14 protein-coding genes are annotated in these 23,317 nt (G+C 56.6%); 2 read left to right on the top strand and 12 right to left on the bottom strand.

All coding sequences use genetic code 11. The annotated features are described in order from the left end of the window. Positions 1–71 precede the first annotated feature (71 nt). From alaS to QEN58_RS03415, 4 genes are all read right to left on the bottom strand, one after another. Positions 72–2,681 (bottom strand): alanine--tRNA ligase, encoded by a 2,610-nt coding sequence (gene alaS / locus QEN58_RS03430; protein ID WP_280105762.1) that lies wholly within the window; start codon positions 2,679–2,681, stop codon positions 72–74. 214 nt (positions 2,682–2,895) lie between these two features. Then, positions 2,896–3,360, bottom strand: a complete 465-nt coding sequence (locus tag QEN58_RS03425; protein ID WP_280105761.1) for a regulatory protein RecX — start codon at positions 3,358–3,360, stop codon at positions 2,896–2,898. 54 nt (positions 3,361–3,414) lie between these two features. Continuing rightward, entirely contained in the window at positions 3,415–4,488 is a 1,074-nt protein-coding gene (gene recA, locus QEN58_RS03420) for a recombinase RecA (RefSeq protein WP_280105760.1), read from the bottom strand. Positions 4,489–4,588: 100 nt separating this feature from the next. Next, entirely contained in the window at positions 4,589–5,128 is a 540-nt protein-coding gene (locus tag QEN58_RS03415) for a CinA family protein (protein ID WP_280106891.1), read from the bottom strand. A gap of 83 nt (positions 5,129–5,211) precedes the next feature. On the opposite strand from QEN58_RS03415, the gene mutS reads away from it, so the two are divergent. Both mutS and fdxA read left to right on the top strand, forming a co-directional pair. Further along, positions 5,212–7,773, top strand: a complete 2,562-nt coding sequence (mutS, locus tag QEN58_RS03410) for a DNA mismatch repair protein MutS (RefSeq protein WP_280105759.1) — start codon at positions 5,212–5,214, stop codon at positions 7,771–7,773. A gap of 319 nt (positions 7,774–8,092) precedes the next feature. After that, the gene (gene fdxA / locus QEN58_RS03405) at positions 8,093–8,416 is read left to right on the top strand and encodes a ferredoxin FdxA (protein WP_007111508.1); all 324 of its coding nucleotides are present in this window, start codon (positions 8,093–8,095) and stop codon (positions 8,414–8,416) included. Positions 8,417–8,945: 529 nt separating this feature from the next. On the opposite strand, the gene eno is transcribed toward fdxA, so the two are convergent. From eno to QEN58_RS03365, 8 genes are all read right to left on the bottom strand, one after another. Continuing rightward, positions 8,946–10,235 (bottom strand): phosphopyruvate hydratase, encoded by a 1,290-nt coding sequence (gene eno, locus QEN58_RS03400; protein ID WP_280105758.1) that lies wholly within the window; start codon positions 10,233–10,235, stop codon positions 8,946–8,948. An 81-nt stretch (positions 10,236–10,316) separates the two neighbouring features. Next, positions 10,317–11,180 (bottom strand): 3-deoxy-8-phosphooctulonate synthase, encoded by an 864-nt coding sequence (kdsA, locus tag QEN58_RS03395; RefSeq protein WP_280105757.1) that lies wholly within the window; start codon positions 11,178–11,180, stop codon positions 10,317–10,319. A 12-nt stretch (positions 11,181–11,192) separates the two neighbouring features. Beyond that, on the bottom strand, positions 11,193–12,848 hold the full coding sequence (locus QEN58_RS03390; protein WP_280105756.1) for a CTP synthase: 1,656 nt from the start codon (positions 12,846–12,848) through the stop codon (positions 11,193–11,195). 262 nt (positions 12,849–13,110) lie between these two features. Further along, entirely contained in the window at positions 13,111–14,529 is a 1,419-nt protein-coding gene (locus QEN58_RS03385; RefSeq protein ID WP_280105755.1) for an FAD-dependent oxidoreductase, read from the bottom strand. 36 nt (positions 14,530–14,565) lie between these two features. Next, positions 14,566–19,008 carry a glutamate synthase large subunit gene (gltB, locus tag QEN58_RS03380; protein WP_280105754.1) on the bottom strand — a complete coding sequence of 1,481 codons (4,443 nt, stop codon included), beginning with the start codon at positions 19,006–19,008 and terminating at the stop codon, positions 14,566–14,568. 554 nt (positions 19,009–19,562) lie between these two features. After that, on the bottom strand, positions 19,563–20,669 hold the full coding sequence (gene aroB, locus QEN58_RS03375; RefSeq protein WP_280105753.1) for a 3-dehydroquinate synthase: 1,107 nt from the start codon (positions 20,667–20,669) through the stop codon (positions 19,563–19,565). Next, entirely contained in the window at positions 20,666–21,244 is a 579-nt protein-coding gene (gene aroK, locus QEN58_RS03370; protein ID WP_280105752.1) for a shikimate kinase AroK, read from the bottom strand. The genes aroB and aroK overlap by 4 nt, the downstream gene beginning before the upstream one ends. Continuing rightward, a complete protein-coding gene (locus QEN58_RS03365) occupies positions 21,244–23,304 on the bottom strand; it encodes a type IV pilus secretin PilQ (protein WP_280105751.1) in 2,061 nt (686 codons plus the stop codon). Before QEN58_RS03365 ends, aroK begins: the two co-directional genes overlap by 1 nt. Between the last annotated feature and the right edge of the window lie 13 nt (positions 23,305–23,317).

Genomic DNA, 23,317 nt, shown 5'->3' with positions numbered 1-23,317 from the left:
ATGCGTTCGGGAATGGAGGGTGAAATTGTCACAAATAAGGCCGGTAACAATAATGCCACCGGCCTTATGGTTTAGCTAAGCGCGTTTTCCAACCATGCTGGGACGCTCTTCAACGCATCTGGCAAGGCATCGGGTTGACTACCTCCCGCCTGGGCCATATCGGGGCGACCGCCGCCCTTCCCTCCCACCTGGGAAGCAACATGGTTGACCAGTTCACCGGCTTTCACTCGGCTGGTCAGATCCTGGGTTACCCCGGCGATCAGGCTCACTTTGCCCGCCGCCTGGTCGGCAACGCCGAGGATAATCACCCCAGAGCTTAGCTTGTTCTTTAGCTGATCAAGCACGCCGCGCAGATCTTTGCCTGACACGCCATCCAGCTGCGTCGCCAGCAGCTTAACGCCGTTAATCTCCTGCACCTGACTGAGCATATCGCTACCGGCAGCACTGGCTAGTTTGGCCTTGAGCTGCTCAAGCTCTTTTTCCAGGCTACGGTTGCGCTCAACCAGTGATTCTACCCGCGCTTCGACCTGCTCAGGTTTGGTCTTCAAGCGTTCCCCCAAGCGTTCGAGGCGGGCTTCCTGCTCACGGAAGTAGGCCAGCGCATTTTCGCCGGTAATCGCTTCGATGCGGCGCACACCGGAAGCAATGCCTACTTCGCTCATCACATGGCAGCAGCCAATATCGCCGCTGCGCGCCACGTGGGTACCACCGCACAACTCAATAGAAAAGTCGTCGGCACCAATGGTCAGTACGCGGACGTTCTCGGCGTATTTGGCCTCAAACAGCGCAGCAGCGCCCTTGGCCTTGGCTTGATCCAGGCTCATCTGCTCGATCCTGGTCGGTGCATTAGCCAGAATCTGCTCGTTGACCAGCCGCTCGACTTCCGCCAGCTGTTCGGCGGTCATCGGCTCGAAGTGGCTAAAGTCAAAGCGCAAGCGCTCGGCGTTAACCAACGAACCTTTCTGCTGCACGTGATCACCCAACACCATGCGTAGCGCTTTATGCAGCAGGTGGGTGGCCGAGTGATTGCGGATAGTGGCTGTGCGCAGGCTGGCATCCACTTCGCCGCGCACGCTGGCACCCACGCTTAGCGAGCCTTCTACCATCATGCCCTGGTGGAGATGATGACCGCTCTGCTTCTGGGTATCCGTGACCTGGAAACGCCCCCCATCGACATACAGGTAGCCGGTATCGCCCACCTGGCCGCCTGACTCGCCGTAAAACGGCGTGCGGTCTAGGACCACGACGCCCTTCTGACCCGCTTCCAGCGCGGCCAGTGCATTGCCTTCGCTATCGACCAGCGCCGTTACCTTGGCCTGATCTTCCAAGCGGTCGTAGCCGGTGAAGGCCGTTTCACCTTCTAATTCGATAGAGGCGCTGTAGTCGGCGCCGAACTGGCTGGCTGCCCGTGCGCGTTCGCGCTGGGCCTCTAACGCCTGCTGAAACCCCTCTTCGTCCAGGGTAACGCCGCGTTCACGACAGACGTCGGCGGTGAGATCGAAGGGAAAGCCGTAGGTGTCGTAAAGCTTAAACACTGTTTCACCCGGCAGGACCTTGCCATCGAGTTCGGCCAGGGCCGCATTCAATAGCCCCATACCGTGATCCAGGGTGCGCGCGAACTGCTCCTCTTCTTTCAGCAGCACTCGGGCGATTTGATCGCTCGCTTCACGCAGCTCCGGATAGGCATCGCCCATCTCGGCGTCGAGCGCTTCAACCAGCTTGTGGAAGAACGGCTCTACTGCGCCAAGCTTGTGGCCGTGACGAATCGCGCGGCGGATGATCCGACGCAGTACATAGCCGCGCCCTTCGTTGGAAGGCAGCACGCCATCGGCAATCAGGAAGGCGCAGGAACGGATATGGTCGGCAATTACGCGCAGCGAAGGCGTGGCGGTATCAGGGTGACCAGTGGCTTTAGCCGCAGCCTGCAGCAGGTTCTGGAACAAGTCGATTTCGTAATTGGAGTGCACGCCCTGCATCACGGCGGCGACACGCTCCAGCCCCATACCGGTATCGATGGAGGGCTTAGGCAGCGGGTTGAGCGTGCCCTGGGCATCGCGATCAAACTGCATGAACACCAGGTTCCAGATTTCGATATAGCGATCGCCGTCCTCTTCCGGACTGCCCGGCGGCCCACCCCATACCTCTGGGCCATGGTCGAAGAAGATTTCCGAGCTAGGGCCACAGGGTCCTGTGTCGCCCATCTGCCAGAAGTTGTCTTCATCCAGCTTGGAGAAACGCTCTGGGTCGATGCCGATCTCATCTTTCCAGATGCGCTCAGCTTCATCATCACTGATATGAACCGTTACCCATAGTTTGTCTTTGGGGAGTCCCAGCGTTTCGGTTAAAAACACCCAGGCAAAGCGAATGGCGTCACGTTTGAAGTAGTCACCAAAGCTGAAGTTACCCAGCATTTCAAAAAAGGTGTGGTGGCGAGCGGTATAACCGACGTTGTCTAAGTCGTTATGCTTTCCGCCCGCACGAACGCAGCGCTGCGCAGAGGTGGCGCGCACGTAAGGGCGCGGGTCGCGGCCCAGAAATACATCTTTAAACGGCACCATACCGGCATTGGTAAACAGCAGCGTCGGGTCATTGCCCGGCACTAAAGAGCTGGTGGGCACAATCGTATGCCCCTGCTCTTCGAAGAAGGTAAGAAAGGCCTGTCTAATCTCTGCGCTTTTCATAGGGTATCCGTAACAAGAAAGCGTGATGTCCCAGGGCGCTGTTGCCGCTACCCTCAGGGGTCGCAAAGCAGCCATTATAGCGCAGTTGTCAAACGACTAAAGCCGCACTTAGTGGCAGAAAGGCAAACAGCGGTGTGGACAACCAGATGAACAAGCGTATTAGAGCGCAATTAGAAATGTAAGAGGGGGAGTTTTACAGGCTGGGGAAAACGTATTAAAGACAAGAGAGTGCGTAGCGAATTTGTTCAAAATCAAAACCGCGACTGGCGAGAAAACGTTCGCGCCTAGCGCGCTCTTTGGGTGTCTCACCGGGGCTATCAAAGCGCCGCGCCAGGGTTTCCCGGGCTAGCTCAAACCAATCGACCTGCTCGCCCTCTTCCACCTCTTCAAAAGCGGTATTAAGGGTTTCCTGGTCAACGCCGCGTTGACGCAACTCGCCTTTAATACGAATCACACCTTGGCCACGCAGAATGCGCGAGCGCACGAAGCTAGCCGCAAAGCGAGCGTCGGACTGCAGCCCTTGTTCAACCAAGGCGTCCAGGCACTCATCAATAGCGGCATCTTCGAAGGCTTTTTTCTTCAGACGCTGGGCAAGCTCGGCGCGGGAGTATTCGCGCCGAGCCAGTAAGCCAATAGCGATATCACGAGGCGTGGCATCACGCTGGGAGGTGAATGCCATCAGCTTGCTTTAGACAAAATCAGCTTAGACAGCGTCGGCTTGGCTAGAATCGGCTTAAAGCAGATCGTCATCACCCGCATCCAGCTCTGCCGCTGCTTCGGCAGGTGCATCTTCCTTCTCCTTTTTAGGATCGGGCTTGGCCAGGAGCTGTTCACGAATCTGTGTTTCGATTTCGAGCATAATGTCCGGGTGCTCTTCCAGATACAGCGCTGAATTGGCTTTACCCTGACCGATTTTCTTACCTTTATAGCTGTACCAGGCACCGGCTTTGTCGACCAGATTGCACTGAACGCCCAGGTCGATGACCTCACCGGCGTGGTAGATACCTTTACCGTAAAGAATCTGGAATTCAGCCTGACGGAATGGCGGTGCCACCTTGTTTTTGACTACTTTCACGCGGGTTTCGTTACCGGTGACTTCATCACCCACTTTCACCGAGCCGGTACGACGAATATCCAGACGCACGCTGGCATAGAACTTCAGTGCGTTACCGCCGGTAGTGGTTTCGGGGCTACCAAACATGACGCCGATCTTCATGCGGATCTGATTGATGAAGATCACCAGACAGTTTGCGTTTTTGATATTACCGGTGATTTTACGCAGCGCCTGGGACATCAAACGCGCCTGCAGGCCAACGTGGGAATCACCCATTTCGCCTTCGATTTCAGCGCGGGGAGTTAGTGCAGCGACCGAGTCAATAACGATCACATCAACACCGCCGGAGCGTACCAGCATGTCGGTAATTTCCAGCGCCTGCTCGCCGGTGTCTGGCTGGGAAACCAGCAGGTCATCCAGGTTAACGCCCAGCTTTTCTGCGTAGCTGGGGTCAAGGGCGTGCTCGGCATCCACGAAGGCACACACTTTGCCCTGCTTTTGCGCCTGAGCAATCACCGAAAGGGTCAGGGTCGTTTTACCCGACGATTCCGGGCCAAAGATTTCGCACACCCGCCCAAACGGCAGGCCGCCGATGCCGAGAGCGATATCCAGACCCAATGAACCGGTGGAAACCGACGGCATGACGACACGCGGCGCGTCGCCAAGACGCATAACGGTGCCCTTGCCGAACTGACGGTCGATTTGGGTGAGTGCTGCGTTTAGCGCTTTAGTGCGGTTGTCATCCTGAGCCATTCAGAGATTCCTCATAACAAGCTGTATAATTAGCCAGTAGTATGCCAAAGATTGCGTCGTAAACAAATCATTGATCGCGCTTTCTCACAACTATTTTTTCTTACTGCTGCTTTGTCTTACTCGACTTCTCGCGCTCATTCAGGCGTGCTACCAGCCCCACCAAGGCTTGACGCACAGCCTGCTCTCGCACTGCTTGGCGGTCACCAGGAAAGTGGAAGCATTCGGCCTCCTGGACGGTCGTATCTCCCCAGGCCAACCAAACTGTACCCACCGGTTTCGTATCACTGCCGCCATCCGGCCCGGCCACACCGCTAACGGCAACGGCTAATCCCGCACCACTTTCTCGGCAGGCGCCTACCACCATGGCATTAACCACCTCTTCGCTTACTGCACCGTGTTCGGCCAGTGTGGCCTCCGGCACCCCCAATAAGCGCGTTTTAGCGGTATTCGCATAGGTCACATAGCCCGTCGTGAAATAGTCAGAGCTACCCGCCACCCCGGTAATTGCGCTGGCAATGCCGCCCCCCGTGCATGATTCAGCGACGGTCACTTCCACATTCAACTGCTTACACAGTCGCCCCAGCCGCTGAGCCAACAAGGTTAAATCAAGATTTTTCAGACTAGTTTCGCTGGGCACTATCGTCGCTCCTTCAAGTAAGTCGTCCGTTCAGCGTAGAATACTGTGTTTAACTTTCTCAAAGAAACTGCTCAATCAGGACGCCCATGTCACAGGCCATTCCCCCTAACACGCCAATGATCACGCAGTATCTAAAGATTAAACGCGAGCACCCCGAGGTATTGCTGTTCTACCGCATGGGGGATTTTTACGAACTGTTTTTCGACGACGCCAAACGCGCCGCCGCCCTGCTGGATATTACCCTCACCCAGCGCGGCCAGTCAGGCGGCAAGCCGATCCCGATGGCGGGTGTACCTTATCATAGTGCTGAAGGCTATCTGGCCCGCCTCGTCGCCGGTGGCGAGTCAGTGGCTATTTGTGAGCAAATTGGCGACCCCGCGACCAGCAAAGGGCCCGTCGATCGCCAGGTAGTACGTATCGTCACCCCCGGCACGCTCCACGATGAAGCGTTGCTCGATGCGCGACGCGACAACGTGCTGGTATCCGTTTCGCCCGGAAAAGAGAGCTGGGGCCTTGCCTGGCTGGAGCTCTCCAGCGGCCGCTTCAACGTACTTGAAGTAGCCAGCGAAGCCGAAATGCTCGCCGAGCTGACGCGCCTCTCCCCGGCTGAACTACTAGTGCCCGAAAGCCTGACGCTACCCGAGGCCTGGTCGCAGAAACGCAGCCTGCGCCGCCAGGGCGAGTGGCTGTTTGATCTGGAGAGCGCCACCCGTAGTCTGTGCGACCAGTTTGAAGTGCAGGATTTACGCGGCTTTGGCTGCGCGCATTTAACCACCGCGCTGATTGCCGCGGGGGTACTGATCGATTACGCCCGGGACACCCAGCGCTCGCGACTGCCCCACGTGACCGCGATCAGCGTTGAAAACCGCGACGACGCGGTGGTGATCGACGCCGCCAGCCGCCGTAATCTGGAAATTGATATCAACCTGGGCGGCAGTAGCGACAACACCCTGGCCAGCGTGCTGGATACCTGTACCACCGCCATGGGTTCGCGGCTGCTCAAGCGCTGGCTCAATCGCCCGCTGCGTCAACGCGAGATTGTCCAGGCCCGTCATGCAGGGGTGGCGTTGCTAAGCCTGGATGCTGCCTATATGCCGCTGCGCGAGACGTTGAGCGCGGTGGGCGACGTGGAGCGAATTCTGGCCCGGGTAGCGTTGTATAGTGCCCGCCCGCGCGACTTGGCGCGGCTGCGCGATGCACTGGTAACACTCCCTGAACTGGAGCAGCAGCTAAGCGAGGTAGAAAGCGGCAGCGCGCTGGACAACTTGCGCCCGCATATTCGCCCCTACCCAGAAATGGCCGATATGCTCAGCCGGGCGCTGGTCGAGAACCCACCGGTGGTGATCCGCGATGGTGGCGTAATTGCCGACGGCTTTGATGCCGAGCTGGATGAGCATCGCGGCATGGCAGAGAACGCCGGCGACTACCTAATTCAGCTAGAGATACGCGAGCGTGAGCGCACGGGGCTAGCCAATCTCAAAGTGGGCTACAACCGGGTGCACGGCTACTTTATCGAACTGCCCCGTTCCCAGGCTCAGCAGGCTCCCGCCGACTATATTCGCCGCCAGACGCTTAAAAACGCCGAGCGGTTTATTATTCCCGAGCTCAAAGAGTTTGAAGATAAGGCGCTCTCCGCTAAATCACGCGCGCTGACGCGTGAAAAATGGCTTTACGATCGCTTGTTGGGCGATCTCAACGAAAGCCTTCACGCGCTGCAGAGCACCTCGCAAGCGCTGGCAGAACTGGATGTGCTGTGCGCCTTTGCCGAGCGCGCCGAGGCGCTGAATTGGGTACGCCCAACGCTAAGTGAATCCACCGGCATTCAAATTGACGCTGGACGGCATCCTGTCGTCGAACAGGTAAGCGAAACGCCCTTTGTGCCCAACGACGTGACGCTCAATCCTGACCAGCATATGTTGATTATTACCGGCCCTAATATGGGCGGTAAATCAACCTACATGCGTCAAACCGCGCTAATCGCCCTTCTCGCCCACTGCGGCAGCTTTGTGCCCGCTGACGCCGCCGAGATCGGCCCATTGGATAGGATCTTTACCCGCATTGGCTCATCGGACGATTTGGCCGGCGGCCGCTCCACCTTTATGGTCGAGATGACTGAAACCGCGAACATTCTCCACAATGCCACCCAGCAAAGCTTGATTTTGATGGATGAAATTGGCCGCGGCACCAGCACCTTTGACGGTCTGTCACTCGCCTGGGCAAGCGCAGAGTATTTGGCGAAAGGCCGTGCGCTAACGCTGTTTGCAACCCACTACTTTGAAATGACGGCGCTGCCTGAACATATGGAAGGGGTTGCCAATATCCACCTCACGGCGACCGAACATGGCGATAACATTGTGTTTATGCACCGCATTGAGGCGGGCCCGGCCAGTCAGAGCTACGGCTTACAGGTGGCGCAGTTGGCGGGTGTCCCAACTCATGTAATTAAGCGGGCTCGTGAAAAGCTGATGAGCCTGGAACAGCGCGATATGGATAACACGGCACAGGCGCGGCGGACCACGCCCCAGCAAAACGACCTGTTCGCCGCTGCGCCGCATCCGGTGGTTGAGGCATTGGAAAATGTCGATATGGATGACTTAACGCCGCGGGAAGCGCTATCGCTGTTGTATCAGTGGCGAGACCTGATCTAATGGTGCTTATAGAATAAAGTCTATAACTGAGATTCAGGTGTCAGGACAGGTTGAAGCGAGGGTATTTCGACAGGGCCGGAAAATGTTCCCGACTATTTCGGCATTTCCGCCATCCATGGCGGTCAGATGTCGAAAGTAGTGCTCCCGCGGAAACCTGTACTGGGATTGCTACCAACTGGAATCATATGGCGCTTGCCGCCAGGTAAGCGCACCTCTAGAATGTCGCTCAAACTTTTAGCTTATAAAAAACGGCTGATTTATAACCATTCACGATTGACCATGGCTGGGAGTGTCCCGGCCCTGCAAGAGGGATAGCAAGATGACGTTTGTCGTTACCGAGAACTGCATCCAGTGCAAATACACCGACTGTGTGGAAGTCTGCCCGGTCGACTGTTTTTACGAGGGCCCAAACTTCCTGGTCATTCATCCTGACGAGTGTATCGACTGCGCGCTGTGTGAGCCTGAGTGCCCCGCCGAGGCGATATTCTCCGAGGATGAGCTGCCGGATGGACAGGAGGCCTTTATCGAGATTAACGCTGAAATGGCCGAAGTATGGCCTAACATTGCCGAGCGAAAAGATCCGCTGCCGGATGCCGAAGAGTGGGACGGCAAGCCAGGTAAGCTGGAGAAGCTAGAGCGCTAGGCATCGCGGCGATCAATGCTCCTGTTTAAAACCAGCGCTTGTTTTTAAAACAGCGCTGGTTTTTATTGTGCCGTCGAAAATCGGTCGCCAAAAATGTGTTCCCAAATCGCGGGCAAAAAAAAGGCGACCCGTAGGCCGCCCGCTCCAAGCACTTCCTCTGACCACTCCCTGGATCAACCTCCTCAGATGACTTCCTTGCCGGGGCTCACCTCACTGTATCACCCGGCGCATCTGACCTTACATCCCGTTGCATCCTGACTAAAGCATCCCTGCCTCCCCTTGTCCTGCGTCCATTGTGGCAGATCACGGCGGCTTCTCAACAAGGTCAAAATGCAAAAAGGCGAGTCAATATGACTCGCCTTTTAACAAAAACTGACTAAAAAACAATAAGTTAAGTTTAAATTAGTGGCAAAAAACACTATTTTTACTTTAACCCGAGCGATTCTCGTCGGTATTTGTAAGATATCTCTTACAAAATCTTGAGACATCTCTTACAAGCCGGACTAAAAGCTCGCTCGGTATTGGCGTTTTATTGCCCCTTAATGGCTTTCAAACCTGGGTAAGTCACATCGCCCAGTTCCGCTTCAATCACCAGCAAACGGTTATACTTGGCGACCCGATCAGAGCGGCACAGCGAGCCCGTTTTAATCTGACCGGCGCAGGTGCCCACCGCCAAATCGGCAATGGTGGTATCTTCGGTTTCACCGGAGCGGTGCGAAATGACCGCCGTAAAACCTGCATCCTGCGCCATCTTAATTGCGTCCAGGGTCTCGGAGAGCGAGCCGATCTGGTTGAACTTGATCAGGATAGAGTTACCAATTTGCTCATCGATACCGCGCTTGAGAATTTTGGTATTGGTCACGAACAGGTCATCGCCCACCAACTGCACTTTATCACCGAGCTTGTCGGTTAGCGCTTTCCAGCCCGCCCAATCGGATTCATCCATGCCGTCTTCGATGGACACGATGGGATAATCGGCGCACAGACCTGCTAGATAGTCGGTAAAGCCCTCGGCGTCGTAGCTTTTACCTTCACCGGAAAGGTTGTACTGACCGTCTTTATAGAATTCAGAAGAAGCACAGTCCAGCGCCAGCGTTACGTCTTTACCCAGCTCGTAGCCTGCATCGGCAACGGCTTGTTTAATCACCGCTAGCGCATCAGCGTTAGATGCCAGGTTAGGCGCAAAGCCGCCCTCATCGCCAACGGACGTGGAAAGGCCTTTCGCTGAGAGCACTTTCTTCAGCGCGTGGAAAATTTCCGCGCCCATGCGCAACCCTTCACGGAAGTTAGGCGCACCCACTGGTTGCACCATAAATTCCTGGATATCGACGTTATTATCCGCATGCTCGCCGCCGTTAATGATGTTCATCATCGGCACCGGCATGCTGTACTGGCCAGGTTGACCGTAGAGTTCAGCAATGTGGGCATACAGCGGCACGCCTTTGGCGTTAGCAGCGGCTTTAGCAGCTGCCAGGGATACCGCTAGAATGGCATTAGCGCCCAGGTTGGCTTTGTTCTCGGTGCCGTCAAGCGCCAGCATGGCATCGTCCAGGCCGCGCTGATCACGTGCATCCATACCCAGCAGTGCATCACGAATTTTGCCATTAACCGCATCGACTGCTTTCAGCACGCCTTTACCTAGGTAGCGCGACTTATCGCCGTCGCGCAGCTCTAACGCTTCCCGGGAGCCGGTGGAAGCACCGCTAGGAGCACAGGCTTCACCAACAGCACCACTAGCAAGACGTACGTGCGCCTGTACGGTCGGGTTACCACGGGAATCGAGCACTTCCAACGCACTGATAGCAACAATTTTGGTCATGGCAGTATCCTTTCCTGTTAGTCAGATAAAATTATTAATATAGCGACCTGATTAGCGAAACATGGCTTAGTAAAACATGGCCTAGCGAATCGTTAGCGGCTCAAACCCTTTCACCAGCGCATCCAACTGGGCAAGCTGAGTTAAGAACGGCTCTAGCTGATCCAGCGGCAATGCGCAGGGCCCATCGCATTTGGCGTTATCAGGGTCAGGGTGGGCTTCCAAAAACAGTCCTGCAAGGCCGACAGCCACCCCCGCCCGGGCCAATTCAGCCACCTGGGCACGACGACCGTCCGCGCTGTCGGCACGCCCACCGGGGCGTTGCAGCGCGTGGGTCACATCGAAAAATACCGGATAGCCGGTTTGCTTCATATCACCAAAGCCCAGCATATCAACAATTAGATTGTTGTAACCAAAGCTTGAGCCGCGCTCGCAAAGCATCAACTGATCGTTACCGGCTTCCTGGAATTTGCTGAGGATATGACGCATTTCATGGGGCGCCAAAAACTGCGGCTTCTTGATATTGATGACCGCGCCGGTTTTGGCCATGGCGACCACCAAATCGGTTTGGCGAGCCAAAAAAGCCGGCAGTTGGATAATGTCGGCGACTTCAGCGGCCGCTTGCGCCTGCCAGGGCTCGTGAACGTCAGTGATGATCGGTACGTTGTGGCGAGCTTTGATATCGGCCAGGATCTGCAGGCCTTTCTCAAGTCCCGGCCCGCGGTAGGAGTGAATCGAACTGCGGTTGGCTTTATCAAAGCTGGCCTTGAAAACGTAGGGCATGCCCAGCTTTTGAGTCACCGTGACGTAGGCTTGGGCGACTTCGTCGGCAAGCTCGGCAGACTCCAGCACGTTCATGCCGCCCAACAGCATTAGCGGCAATGAATTGCCGGCGGTTAAGCCGGCAACATTAATGTGACGCTCTTGAGGTCGTTCTTGAGAAGCCATGCTTTTGCCCTCTTATTCCTGCGCATTCGCATGGGCGCGACTGCGCGCTGTCTTGTGCTCCAAGGCGGCATTCACAAAGCCTGAGAAGAGCGGATGACCATCCCGGGGAGTAGACGTGAACTCCGGGTGGAACTGGCAGGCTACATACCAAGGGTGGTCAGCCAGCTCGATGACTTCAACCAGCGATTGGTCAACGCTCTTGCCTGAAACAACCAAACCGGCTTTTTCAAGCTCATCAATAAACTGGTTATTGACCTCGAAGCGGTGACGGTGGCGCTCGACAATCTCATCCGAGCCATAGGCTTCGCGCGCTTTGGTGCCCGATGTCAAATGACACACCTGACCACCTAAACGCATAGTGCCGCCTAAATCAGACGCCGCATCGCGCAGCTCGACTTTGCCTTCTGGGCTTAGCCACTCGGTGATCAAACCGACTACCGGGTGCTGGGTATCGTGGGTGAACTCGGTGGAGTTGGCATCACTCCAACCAGCCACGTTACGAGCAAACTCAATCACCGCGACCTGCATACCCAGGCAAATGCCTAAATAGGGCACGTTGTTTTCGCGGGCGAATTGAGCGGTCATGATCTTGCCTTCTACGCCGCGCTCGCCAAAGCCGCCGGGCACCAGAATGGCGTCTTTACCCGCCAGTCGCTCGGTGCCGTGACGCTCTATATCTTCAGAGTCAATATAGTCGACGTTGACCTTGATACGGCCCTGGATACCGGCGTGAATCAGCGCTTCGTTGAGCGACTTGTAGGCATCCAGCAGCTCCATGTACTTACCAACCATGGCGATGCTAACCGACTTGAGCGGGTTGAGCTTGGCATCGAGCACCTTCACCCACTCAGACAAATCCGCTTCAGGCGCTTCAAGACGCAGCTTGTCGCAAACAATCTCATCCAGACCGTGCTCGTGGAGCATCAGCGGAATACGGTAGATTGTATCGGCATCCTGAAGCGGGACCACGGCACGCTCTTCGACGTTGGTGAACAGGGCGATTTTGCGCCGCTCGCTCTCTTCCAGCTCAACTTCGCTGCGGCAAATCAAAATATCCGGCTGGATACCGATCGAGCGCAACTCTTTAACGCTGTGCTGGGTCGGTTTGGTCTTGGTCTCGCCCGCCGTCTTAATGTAGGGCACCAAAGTCAGGTGCATAAACAGCGCGCGGTTGGCACCCTGCTCACTACGAATTTGGCGAATGGACTCAAGAAAAGGCAGTGATTCGATATCACCGACCGTGCCGCCGATTTCCACCAGCGCCACATCAAAACCTTCACCGCCCGCGTAAACGCGCTGTTTAATCTCGTCGGTGATATGCGGGATCACCTGAACGGTGCCGCCTAGATAATCGCCACGGCGCTCTTTACGCAGTACGTGCTCGTAGACACGACCGGTCGTAAAGTTGTTGCGCTGGGTCATTTTGGTGCGAATAAAGCGCTCGTAATGCCCGAGATCAAGGTCGGTTTCGGCGCCATCTTCTGTGACGAACACCTCACCGTGCTGGAAGGGGCTCATGGTGCCCGGATCCACGTTGATGTACGGGTCGAGCTTGAGCATGGTGACCTTAAGGCCGCGGGCCTCTAAAATCGCCGCAAGCGAGGCGGAGGCGATGCCCTTGCCAAGAGAGGACACAACGCCGCCGGTCACGAAGATATATCGTGTCATGGATAACCTGTCGAAACGTGATCAGAAGGCACGGCAGAAAGCCACGCCAGGATGGGTCGACAGACTAGCAGATTACGACCTAAGGCTCAATTTGAACTGAGCAGCCAAAACTACTCACCCTAATCACTCTTGTGCAACCGCCCCAGCGATAGGTCTCCGCGAGGGCGCTGTGAACCCTTCCCTGGGCGCTACTTTTGTCATCCATGACAAAAGACCCTCGCTACGACCTATCCCTGGAGCTGCTCTATGCATCAGACACGCTCTATACGCCCAGATAGTCCAGAATGCCTTCCGCTGCCTGGCGGCCTTCATAAATCGCCGTGACCACCAAATCAGAACCGCGCACCATATCGCCACCGGCAAAGATTTTTTCGTTGCTGGTTTGGAAGGCGTACTGGCCGTGCTCCGGTGCGGTGACGCGGTCACGTTCGTCGACTTGGATATTAGAGCTATCGAACCACGGCGCCGGGCTTGCCTGGAAGCCGAAAGCAATGACCACGGCATCCGCCGCGATGATCTCTTCAGAGCCGGGCACCACTTCAGGACGCTGACGGCCATTTTCGTCCGGCTCACCCAAACGTGTACGTACCACCTTCACGCCTTCGACCTTCTCTTCACCGACGACCGCGACCGGCTGACGGTTGAACAGAAATTCCACGCCCTCTTCACGGGCATTGGAGACTTCACGGCGTGACCCTGGCATGTTGCCCTCGTCACGACGATAGGCACAGGTCACGCTGGTAGCGTTCTGGCGAATGGAAGTACGGTTACAGTCCATCGCCGTATCACCGCCGCCCAGCACGACCACGCGCTTGCCTTCCATGGAGATGTAATCTTCGGGGTCTTTTTCAAAGCCCAGGCAGCGGTTGACGTTGGCAATCAGGAAGTCCAGCGCCTTGTACACGCCGGGCAGATCTTCGCCAGGGAAGCCGCCTTCCATGTATTTATAAGTCCCCATCCCAAGGAAGACCGCGTCGTACTCCTGCATCAAGGTTTCAAACTCGATATCGGTGCCGATTTCGGTATTCAGGCGGAACTCGACGCCCATCTCCTCAAATACCGCACGACGACGCTCCATCACGCTCTTTTCCAGCTTGAACTCGGGAATACCAAAGGTCAGCAGGCCACCGATTTCCGGGTACTTGTCGAACACCACCGGTTTAACGCCGTTACGGGCCAGAATATCCGCACAGCCCAAGCCCGCAGGGCCTGCACCAATGATGGCGACTTTTTTGTCGGTCCAGGTAACGTGAGACATGTCCGGACGCCAGCCCATGGCAAACGCCGTATCGGTGATGTACTTCTCCACCGAACCAATGGTCACCGCACCAAAGCCATCGTTCAGCGTGCAGTCGCCTTCGCAAAGGCGGTCTTGCGGGCACACGCGGCCACACACTTCGGGCAGCGAATTGGTTTTGTGCGACAGCTCAGCGGCTTCAATAATGTTGCCTTCCACTACCAGCTGTAGCCAGTTAGGGATGTAGTTATGCACTGGGCACTTCCACTCGCAGTACGGGTTACCGCAGTGCAGGCAGCGATGTGCTTGGCTCGCCGCGTCGGTGGGCTTGAACGGCTCATAAATTTCCGCGAACTCTTTGGCACGGGCGCGGGCATCTTTCTTCTGTGGGTCCTTACGACCCACATCGACAAACTGAAAATCGTTATTTAAACGGTTAGCCATGATCTCTCTCCTGTCAGCGTGAGGGGCATAAGCGGGTTATTGCGGCTGACGCCGAGACTGATCCAGCAAACTACCCAAGCTGGCCGCTTTTGGCTTAACCAGCCAGAAGTGGCGCGCATAGTCGCTAAAATCTTCCAAAATAGCCGCCCCACGCGCGGAACCCGTTGCGGCCACATAGGCTTCGATCATTTCACGCAGGTGACGACGATACGCCTCCATGGCCTCTGTGTTGACGCGATGAATCTCAACCAGCTCGTGGTTGTACTTGTCCACGAAGGTGCGCTCTTCATCCAACACATAGGCAAACCCACCGGTCATACCTGCGCCGAAGTTAACGCCTGTTTCGCCAAGCACACAGACCAAACCGCCAGTCATGTATTCGCAGCAGTGGTCCCCTGCGCCTTCAATCACCGCGGAAGCACCCGAGTTACGCACTGCAAAGCGCTCGCCTGCGGTACCGGCCGCGAACAGCGTGCCGCCAGTGGCACCGTACAAGCAGGTGTTGCCGATAATGGCCGTTTTATGGCTCTCAAACTGGCTGACTTTGGGTGGCACAATCACGATACTGCCGCCGTTCATGCCCTTGCCGACGTAATCGTTGGCGTCGCCTTCCAGGTAGAGGTTTAGGCCGCGGGCATTCCACACGCCAAAGCTCTGCCCTGCCACCCCAGTAAAGCGGGCGGTGATCGGCGCATCTTCCAGGCCCTCTTCACCATAGCGTTTGGCGATAGCACCTGATGTTAGCGCCGCCACGCTGCGGTCACAGTTGGTAATGGTGAAATCAAATTCACCCCCCGAGCGGTTTTCAATAGCATCTTTCAGCGCTCCCAACACTTCCTGGTTTTTAGAACCGGGATCGTGGGGCACGTTACGGCTAACGGTACAGAACTGCGGCGCGTCTTTGGGTACAAAATCATTGTCCAGCAGCGGCGTTAAATCGAGCTTACGCTGGGAAGCGGTATTACCTTCCAGCACTTCCAGCAGATCGGTACGCCCGATCAGGTCGGTGAGCTTACGCACGCCCAGCGCCGCCATCAGTTCACGCACTTCTTCGGCAATAAAACGGAAGTAGTTTTTGACCATGTCCACGGTGCCGCGGAAATGCTCGCCGCGCAGGAAGTCGTCCTGGGTGGCGACACCGGTGGCACAGTTGTTGAGGTGGCAGATGCGCAGGTACTTACAGCCTAATGCCACCATTGGCGCGGTACCGAAGCCGAAGCTCTCGGCGCCTAGAATCGCTGCTTTGACGACATCCAAACCGGTTTTCAGGCCGCCATCGGTCTGTAGGCGAATCTTGTCGCGCAAGCCGTTGATGCGCAGCGCCTGGTGCACTTCCGGCAGCCCCAGCTCCCAGGGCGAACCGGCGTGCTTGATCGAGGTCAGCGGACTCGCTGCCGTTCCGCCGTCATAACCAGAGACAGTAATCAAATCCGCGTAAGCCTTGGCCACGCCGGTGGCGATCGTGCCGATACCCGGTTCGGAAACCAGTTTCACTGACACCTGGGCATCCGGATTGACCTGTTTGAGGTCAAAAATCAGCTGTGCCAGATCCTCGATGGAGTAAATATCGTGGTGCGGCGGCGGTGAAATCAGCGTCACACCAGGCACCGCATAGCGCAGCCGGGCAATCAACTGGTTCACTTTACCGCCGGGCAGCTGACCGCCTTCGCCAGGCTTGGCGCCCTGGGCGACTTTGATCTGCAGCACTTCCGCATTGACCAGGTACGCCGGGGTAACGCCAAACCGGCCGGAGGCGATCTGCTTGATTTTCGAGCTGCGAATTGTGCCGTAACGTGACGGGTCTTCGCCGCCTTCGCCAGAGTTGGAGCGGCCGCCCGCTTCGTTCATGGCTTGTGCCAGCGCTTCGTGGGCTTCCGGCGAAAGCGCACCCAGCGACATACCGGCGCTATCAAAACGCGGCAGCAGCTCTTCAACCGGCTCTACTTCATCCAGCGCAATCGGCGTTTCAACAGTCTTGAGCTTGAGCAAGTCACGAATAGTAGCTACCGGGCGCTCATTTACCAGTTGGGCGAACTTCTTCCACTTGGTGTAGCTGCCTTCCTGAACCGCCGCCTGCAGCGACATTACGACATCGGGGTTATAAGCGTGGTACTCGTGGCCATGGACATACTTGAACATGCCGCCCTGGGAGATTCCTTTGCGGGGAATCCAGGCATCTTTGGCCAGCAGCGCCTGCTGCATCTGTAGCTCGGCGAAGCCGGTGCCCTGAATGCGCGACGCCATGCCGATAAAGCACATATCCATCACTTCGTCCGCCAGCCCTACGGCTTCGAATAGCATCGAGCCACGGTAGGAAGCCAGCGTCGAGATGCCCATTTTAGACAGGATTTTGAACAGTCCTTTCTGCAGGCCTTTACGGTAGTTCTCGCGACCATCAGCCGGGTTGCCGGTCAGCTCGCCCGTGCGGTGCATATCCGCCATGACCTGATAGGCGAGCCACGGATAAACCGCCGTAGCGCCCACACCAAACAGCACCGCCATTTGGTGGGCATCGCGGGCATAGCCGGTCTCCACCACGATGTTAGCGTTGGGGCGTAGCGCCAAACGGCCTAAGTGAGAGTGCACGGCACCCACCGCCAGGGCAGCCTGAATGGGAATCAGCCCTTTCGTCAGCTCGGCATCGGTCAGAACCAGAATGACTTTACCGGCGCGCACTTGGGCTTCGGCTTTTTCACATAGCGCTTTAAGCGCTTGATGCAGGCTCTGCTGCTCAGGGTCGTAACCCAGGGACAGCGTATAGCTGGCAAACGCCGGATCGTCCTGACTCACCAGCGCCGTAAACTTGCGTGGCGACAGTACTGGGGTAGTCAAAATCAAGCGATGAGCATGCTCTGGCGTCGCTTTAAAAACGTTAAGCTCAGCGCCACAGCAGGTTTCCAGCGACATGACGATCGCTTCGCGCAGCGGGTCGATGGGCGGGTTGGTGACCTGGGCAAACTTCTGACGGAAGAAGTCCGTCAGCAGGCGCGGACGGCTTGAAAGCACCGCCATGGGCGTATCGTCGCCCATGGAACCAACGGCTTCCTGGCCGCTCTCCGCCAGCGGACGCAGCACCTGGTCGCGCTCTTCAAAGCTTACCTGGAACATCTTCTGCTGCACGTTGAGCGAATCGGTATCCATGGTTTGGAAACGCGCCAGTTCGGTCAGCGCCGACTCTAAATAGTTCGCCTCCTGCTTCAACCAACGCTTGTAGGGGTAGGCAGATTTCAGCCGCTCATCGATATCGGTGGTGTGCAGCACTTCGCCGGTCTCAGTATCCACGGCGAGCATTTGGCCAGGGCCAACGCGGCCTTTGGCGACCACGTCTTCCGGCTTATAGCCGTAGGTGCCGATTTCCGACGCCAGGGTGATATAGCCGTTCTTGGTAATTACCCAGCGCGCTGGGCGCAGGCCGTTACGGTCAAGCATACACACCGCTTGGCGGCCGTCGGTCATCACCACGCCCGCGGGGCCGTCCCACGGTTCCATATGCATGGAGTTGTATTCGTAGAAGGCGCGTAGCTCAGCGTCCATGGTTTCGACGTTCTGCCAGGCGGGCGGCACCATCATGCGTACCGCACGGTGCAGCTCCATACCGCCGGTCAGCAGCACTTCCAGCATGTTATCCATACTGGAGGAGTCGGAACCAGTGGTATTGACGATTTCATCCAGCTCGGCGATGTCCGGCAAGCGGTCGTTAACAAAATTGGCTTTACGCGAGTTCGCCCAGCCGCGGTTGGCCTCTATGGTGTTGATCTCACCGTTGTGGGCCAATAGGCGGAAAGGCTGCGCCAGCGGCCAGCGCGGTGCAGTATTGGTCGAGAAGCGCTGGTGGAAAACGCAAATAGCGGTTTCCAGGCGCGGGTCGTTTAAGTCCTTGTAGAACGCCGGTAGGTCTTCCGGCATCACAAGGCCTTTATAGGAGACTACTTCTGACGACAGCGAGGCAACGTAGAAGTCCTCTTCGTCGCGTAGCACTTGTTCAGCGCGGCGGCGGGCCATAAACAGATCGACATCGAAGTGTTCGCCCTGGCCTGGCTGCACAAACAGCTGACGAATACGTGGCAGGCAGTCCAACGCCATGGGGCCGCAAACGCTGGGGTCAGTCGGCACATCGCGCCAACCCACTACATTGAGCCCGCGCGCTTCAAGCTCGCCGGTCAGAGTGTCACGGGCATGTGCTTCTCGGGCGTCATCGTCGGGTAGAAACACCACGCCCACGGCAAAGCGTTCGCCAAGCTCAGCATCAAACGCCTCTTTGGCCAGCGCCTGCATAAAAGGAGTCGGCATTTTAAGCAGCAGACCACAGCCGTCGCCGGTTTTGCCGTCGGCAGCGATACCACCCCGGTGAGTCATGCAGGTCAGGGATTCAATGGCAGTTTTCAGCAAATCGTGGCTCGCCTGGCCTTCCATATGGGCAATCAGGCCAAAACCACAGTTATCGCGGAACTCGCCAGGCTGGTGAAGACCTTTATTCATGGGCGTGCCTCTACTAGTCAGCGTATTTTTTTAGCAGCGTGCTTATGGTATAAAGGCAGGTTTTGCTTTTTTTATGGTGCTTATAACCTGCCCAGAATGGGGTATTTCCCACATTCGCTGCCGCAACAAAATGGCCGGTCAGCATAGCGATTGGCACACGTTGTGCGCAATCTCTTGGCGCCCACATCGTTAGGGAAACTCTTTTCAAATCCTGTATTTGCATTCTCATTCAAGAAAAAAACACATATACTTCAAATGCTTATAGCCAGTTAAAACGCTATTTTAACGCTTACCATTTCCCATTGAACTTTAGTCTAAGTGACGCCCAAACACTCATGCCGATAGCGCATAAGGCATACGGATTATACAAAACAGCGTTCGACTAATCGGCTTGCGAAGCGAATACAAAACCGCCCAATGAAACCACTCTATGTAAGGAGTGATCCATTGGGCGGCTATAGCTGGCTAGGTTGTGAAGTGACCAGGTTTGAAATGACCAGGTTTTGAAAGACTAAGTTGTGAAAGACTAAGTTGTGAAAAGATTACGTTACCACTTAGCAGCGCGGGTAATCGTCCAGCAGGGTGCGGAGAACATCAACGGGCGTTGCATCACTAACGCAGGCATCGCCCAGGGCGTTAAGCAGTACTAACCGCAGTCGCGAATCGATGTTTTTCTTGTCCAGCCGCATACGTGCTAAAAAGTCATCACTGGACATACTCGCCGGTGCAGCTAACGGCAGCTCGGCGCTCTCAATTACCGCTAGGCTTCTTGCTAGCGCTGCGTCGTCGATCCAGTCCAAGCGCTGGGAAAGCGTTGCCGCCATGGCCATGCCAGCACCCACTGCCTCCCCGTGGAGCCAGTTGCCGTAGCCCTGGTGTGCCTCAATGGCGTGGCCAAAGGTGTGGCCCAGATTGAGCAGCGCACGCACGCCCTGCTCAGTTTCATCTTCGGCAACGATATCCGCTTTGATTTGACAGCTTTGCGCAATCGCTTCGGCGATGACCTCAGGCTCTACGTTGAGCAGTGCGGGCATATTCGCTTCCAGCCAGCTTAAAAACGCTTCGTCACGGATCAGTCCGTACTTGATGACCTCTGCGAGGCCAGCGGAGAGCTCGCGACGCGGCAGGCTCTTAAGCGTATCAATATCCACCAGTACGGCTTTAGGCTGCCAAAAAGCGCCAATCATGTTTTTACCCAGCGGATGGTTAACGCCGGTTTTACCCCCTACCGACGAATCAACCTGGGAAAGCAGCGTGGTGGGCACTTGGATAAACGCCACCCCGCGCTGATAGGAAGCGGCGGCATAACCCACCATATCGCCAATTACCCCACCACCTAAGGCGATCAGGGTGCAGCGGCGGTTAAAACCCGCCTCTAGCAGCGCGTCCCAAATACGGCTGACCTGCTCGATGGTTTTATACTGCTCGCCATCGGGGAGCACGACCGTGCGCACCTCCAGATGATCAGGCAAGCTAGCGCAGAGCTTTTCCAGGTAGAGCGGCGCGATGGTCTCGTTTGTAACCACCATTACCTGCTGGCCGGTCAGGTAAGGCGTTAGCATATCGGCACGCTCAATCAGCCCGGTGCCAATATGAATCGGGTAGCTACGCTCGCCTAAAGCAACATGAAGCGTGCGTTGCGCACTGGCTGTCGAGATCATTGCGATACCTTATGGTTAAGCGTTCCAGCCGACGGTGATGAGGGCTCGAGGGGATCCACCAGCCGATGCACCCGGCGTAGGATTTCATTGACCACCGCACGCGGGCTGCGCCGGTCGGTGCGCACAGCAATATCGGAGGTGGCGCGGTAGAGCGGATCGCGCTGGGCAAACATATCATTGAGAACCTGTTCGCGGTTGGCACACTGCAGTAGCGGCCGGTTGCGATCTTTCGCAGTCCGTTTGAGCTGCTGGTCGACGGTGGTCAACAGATACACCACCGTGCCGCGCTCGCGAAGTGCGCGGCGATTTTCTTCGCGGAGTACCGCACCGCCACCGGTGGCGACCACCACCGGCGAGAGCTGGGTTAACTCATCAATCATATGAATTTCCCGCTGCCGAAAGCCCTGCTCACCCTCGACATCAAAAATCCACGGAATATCGGCACCGCAGCGGTCTTGGATGGCGTGGTCACTGTCGTAAAAGGGGCGCGCGAGCTCTGCCGCCAACAGGCGACCGATGGTGCTTTTGCCAGCCCCCATGGGGCCTATGAGAAACAAATTGGGTAAATCCTGCATCAGCGAACCGTTAAGCCATCGTCTAGAAGTCGTGGAGTAATAAAGACTAACAACTCTACCTTTTCATTGCTCTCTTCGGTATAGCGAAACAGTCTACCGAGCAAAGGAATATCACCCAAAAGCGGTGTTTTGGCGATTTGGCGCAGCTCTTCGGTGGTCAAAATACCGCCTAACACCACCGTTTGGCCGTTATCCACCAGCACTTGGGTCTCAATCTGGTTGGTATCAATCGGCGGTTCACCGCCAAACTCCGATTCACGGAAACTGTCATTCTTGATCACCAGATCCATAATAATACGATTATCCGGCGTAATCTGCGGGGTGACTTCCAACGACAGCTCGGCTTCTTTGAACTCGGTATCCGGATTGTCGTTGCCATCCACGCTCTGGAAGGCGCGCTCTTCACCTTGGCTGATGCGGGCAGTACGCTGGTTGGCAGTAATAATTCTGGGCTGAGAAATGGTTTGGCTTTTACCCTCGCTCTCCAGCGCGCGCAGCTCCAAATCTAATAAAATATCGCCGGACAAGTAGCCGAAACTAAAGCCGGTGCCCGGCCCAGTGGCAGCGCCAAGATCCACTGCCAAGCCGCCCTGGGCCCGGTTGATGCCATTGGGGTTGATATCGCGACGGCTGAAGGTGCCGTCTTCACCTTCTTGAAAGCCGCGCGTACTCGACATACCCCAGTTGATGCCTAGCTCACGGGAAGCGGTGTCCCGGGCGATCACAATGCGCGCTTCTATTTGCACCTGGCGAACGGCAACATCCAAGCGCTCAATGGTGCGGGCAATATCGCGCACCTGTTCGGCGGTATCCTGCACCAGCAACGTATTGGTACGGTTATCAATACTGACACGCCCCCGCTCGGTGAGTAGGCCAAAGCCATCCTCATCACCTCCACGCAGTAACTGAGCTAAATCTTCGGCTCGGGCATACTTGATCTCGATAAACTCGGTGACTAGCGGCGATAGCGTCTCAAGCTGATTGCGCGCCTCTAACTCCTGGCGCTCTAAATCGGCTAATTCACTGGCGGGCGCTACCACAATCACATTGCCCTGCTCACGACTCGATAGCCCTTGGCTTTGCAGAATCAGCTCAAGCGCCTGATCCCAGGGTACATCGTTTAAGTTGAGCGTCACGCGCCCCGTCACGCTGTCGCTGGCGACTAAATTTAGCCCGGTAAATTCGGCCAGCGTTGCTAGCACCGAGCGCACTTCGATATCCTGAAATTCAAGGCTCAAACGCTCGCCGGTAAAGCGTTCACCGGTCGCCTGAGAGGGCTGCGCATCCTGGCTGGCGGGCTGAACTTCCACCGTCAGCGTGCGACCATTTTGCGAGGAGATCATCGCATAAGGGCCCTGCGTAGCGATGGCTAGCTGGGTATCGCCCTGACTGGCGCGGGGGGTAATCCGTGTGATGGGAGTCGCAAAGTCGGTGACATCGTAGACCTGGTTAAGCGAATCAGAAATCGCCACATCGCGCAGGTCCACCATCACTTGATCGGGGCCGCCTTCGCGTACGTTTGCCACGACGCCATCGCGATCAAAGGTGACCATTAGCCGTCCGGCACCGTCTGCGCTGCGTCGGAAGTCAATATTTTCTATCTGCGGCCCTTCGTCGGTTTCAAGCCCCGCTGAAGCGATGCCGGGCGAAGGCGTAGAAGAGCGGCTATCGTCGGCATCAAAGCTGATACGCAAACGATCACCCAGCACGCTAGACGTAAACGCTTGCAACTCGCTGAGATTGACCACTAAGCGCATGCGCCCATTGCCCTCCAGAGCGGTAATCTGCTCGATACCATGGCGATTAACGTTGATGCGCCGATCAGCGAGACCACTCTGGGTGGCTGCCAAATCCAACGTCACTCGGGGCGGGGAGTCCAGGCGGTAGCTGCGTAGTTCAGGTACGCCACCGGTGAAACGCAGGTCAAGGTAAGTGCCACCGTTCTCGGCCGGCTGGACGTCAATATCGGTCAACACCGAAGCGGCGGCCAGTGAGGGCAAGAGTAAACATAGTGCGGCCATGGCCATGTTGAGAGTGATTCGCCAAGCTGTAACTGCCATGAGCTATTATCCG

The sequence above is a fragment of the Halomonas alkaliantarctica genome (genome assembly GCF_029854215.1).
Classification (GTDB): Bacteria; Pseudomonadota; Gammaproteobacteria; order Pseudomonadales; family Halomonadaceae; genus Vreelandella; species Vreelandella alkaliantarctica_A.
The sequence above is the reverse complement of the archived record's forward strand: the minus strand, read 5'-3'. Positions and strand labels throughout refer to the sequence as shown.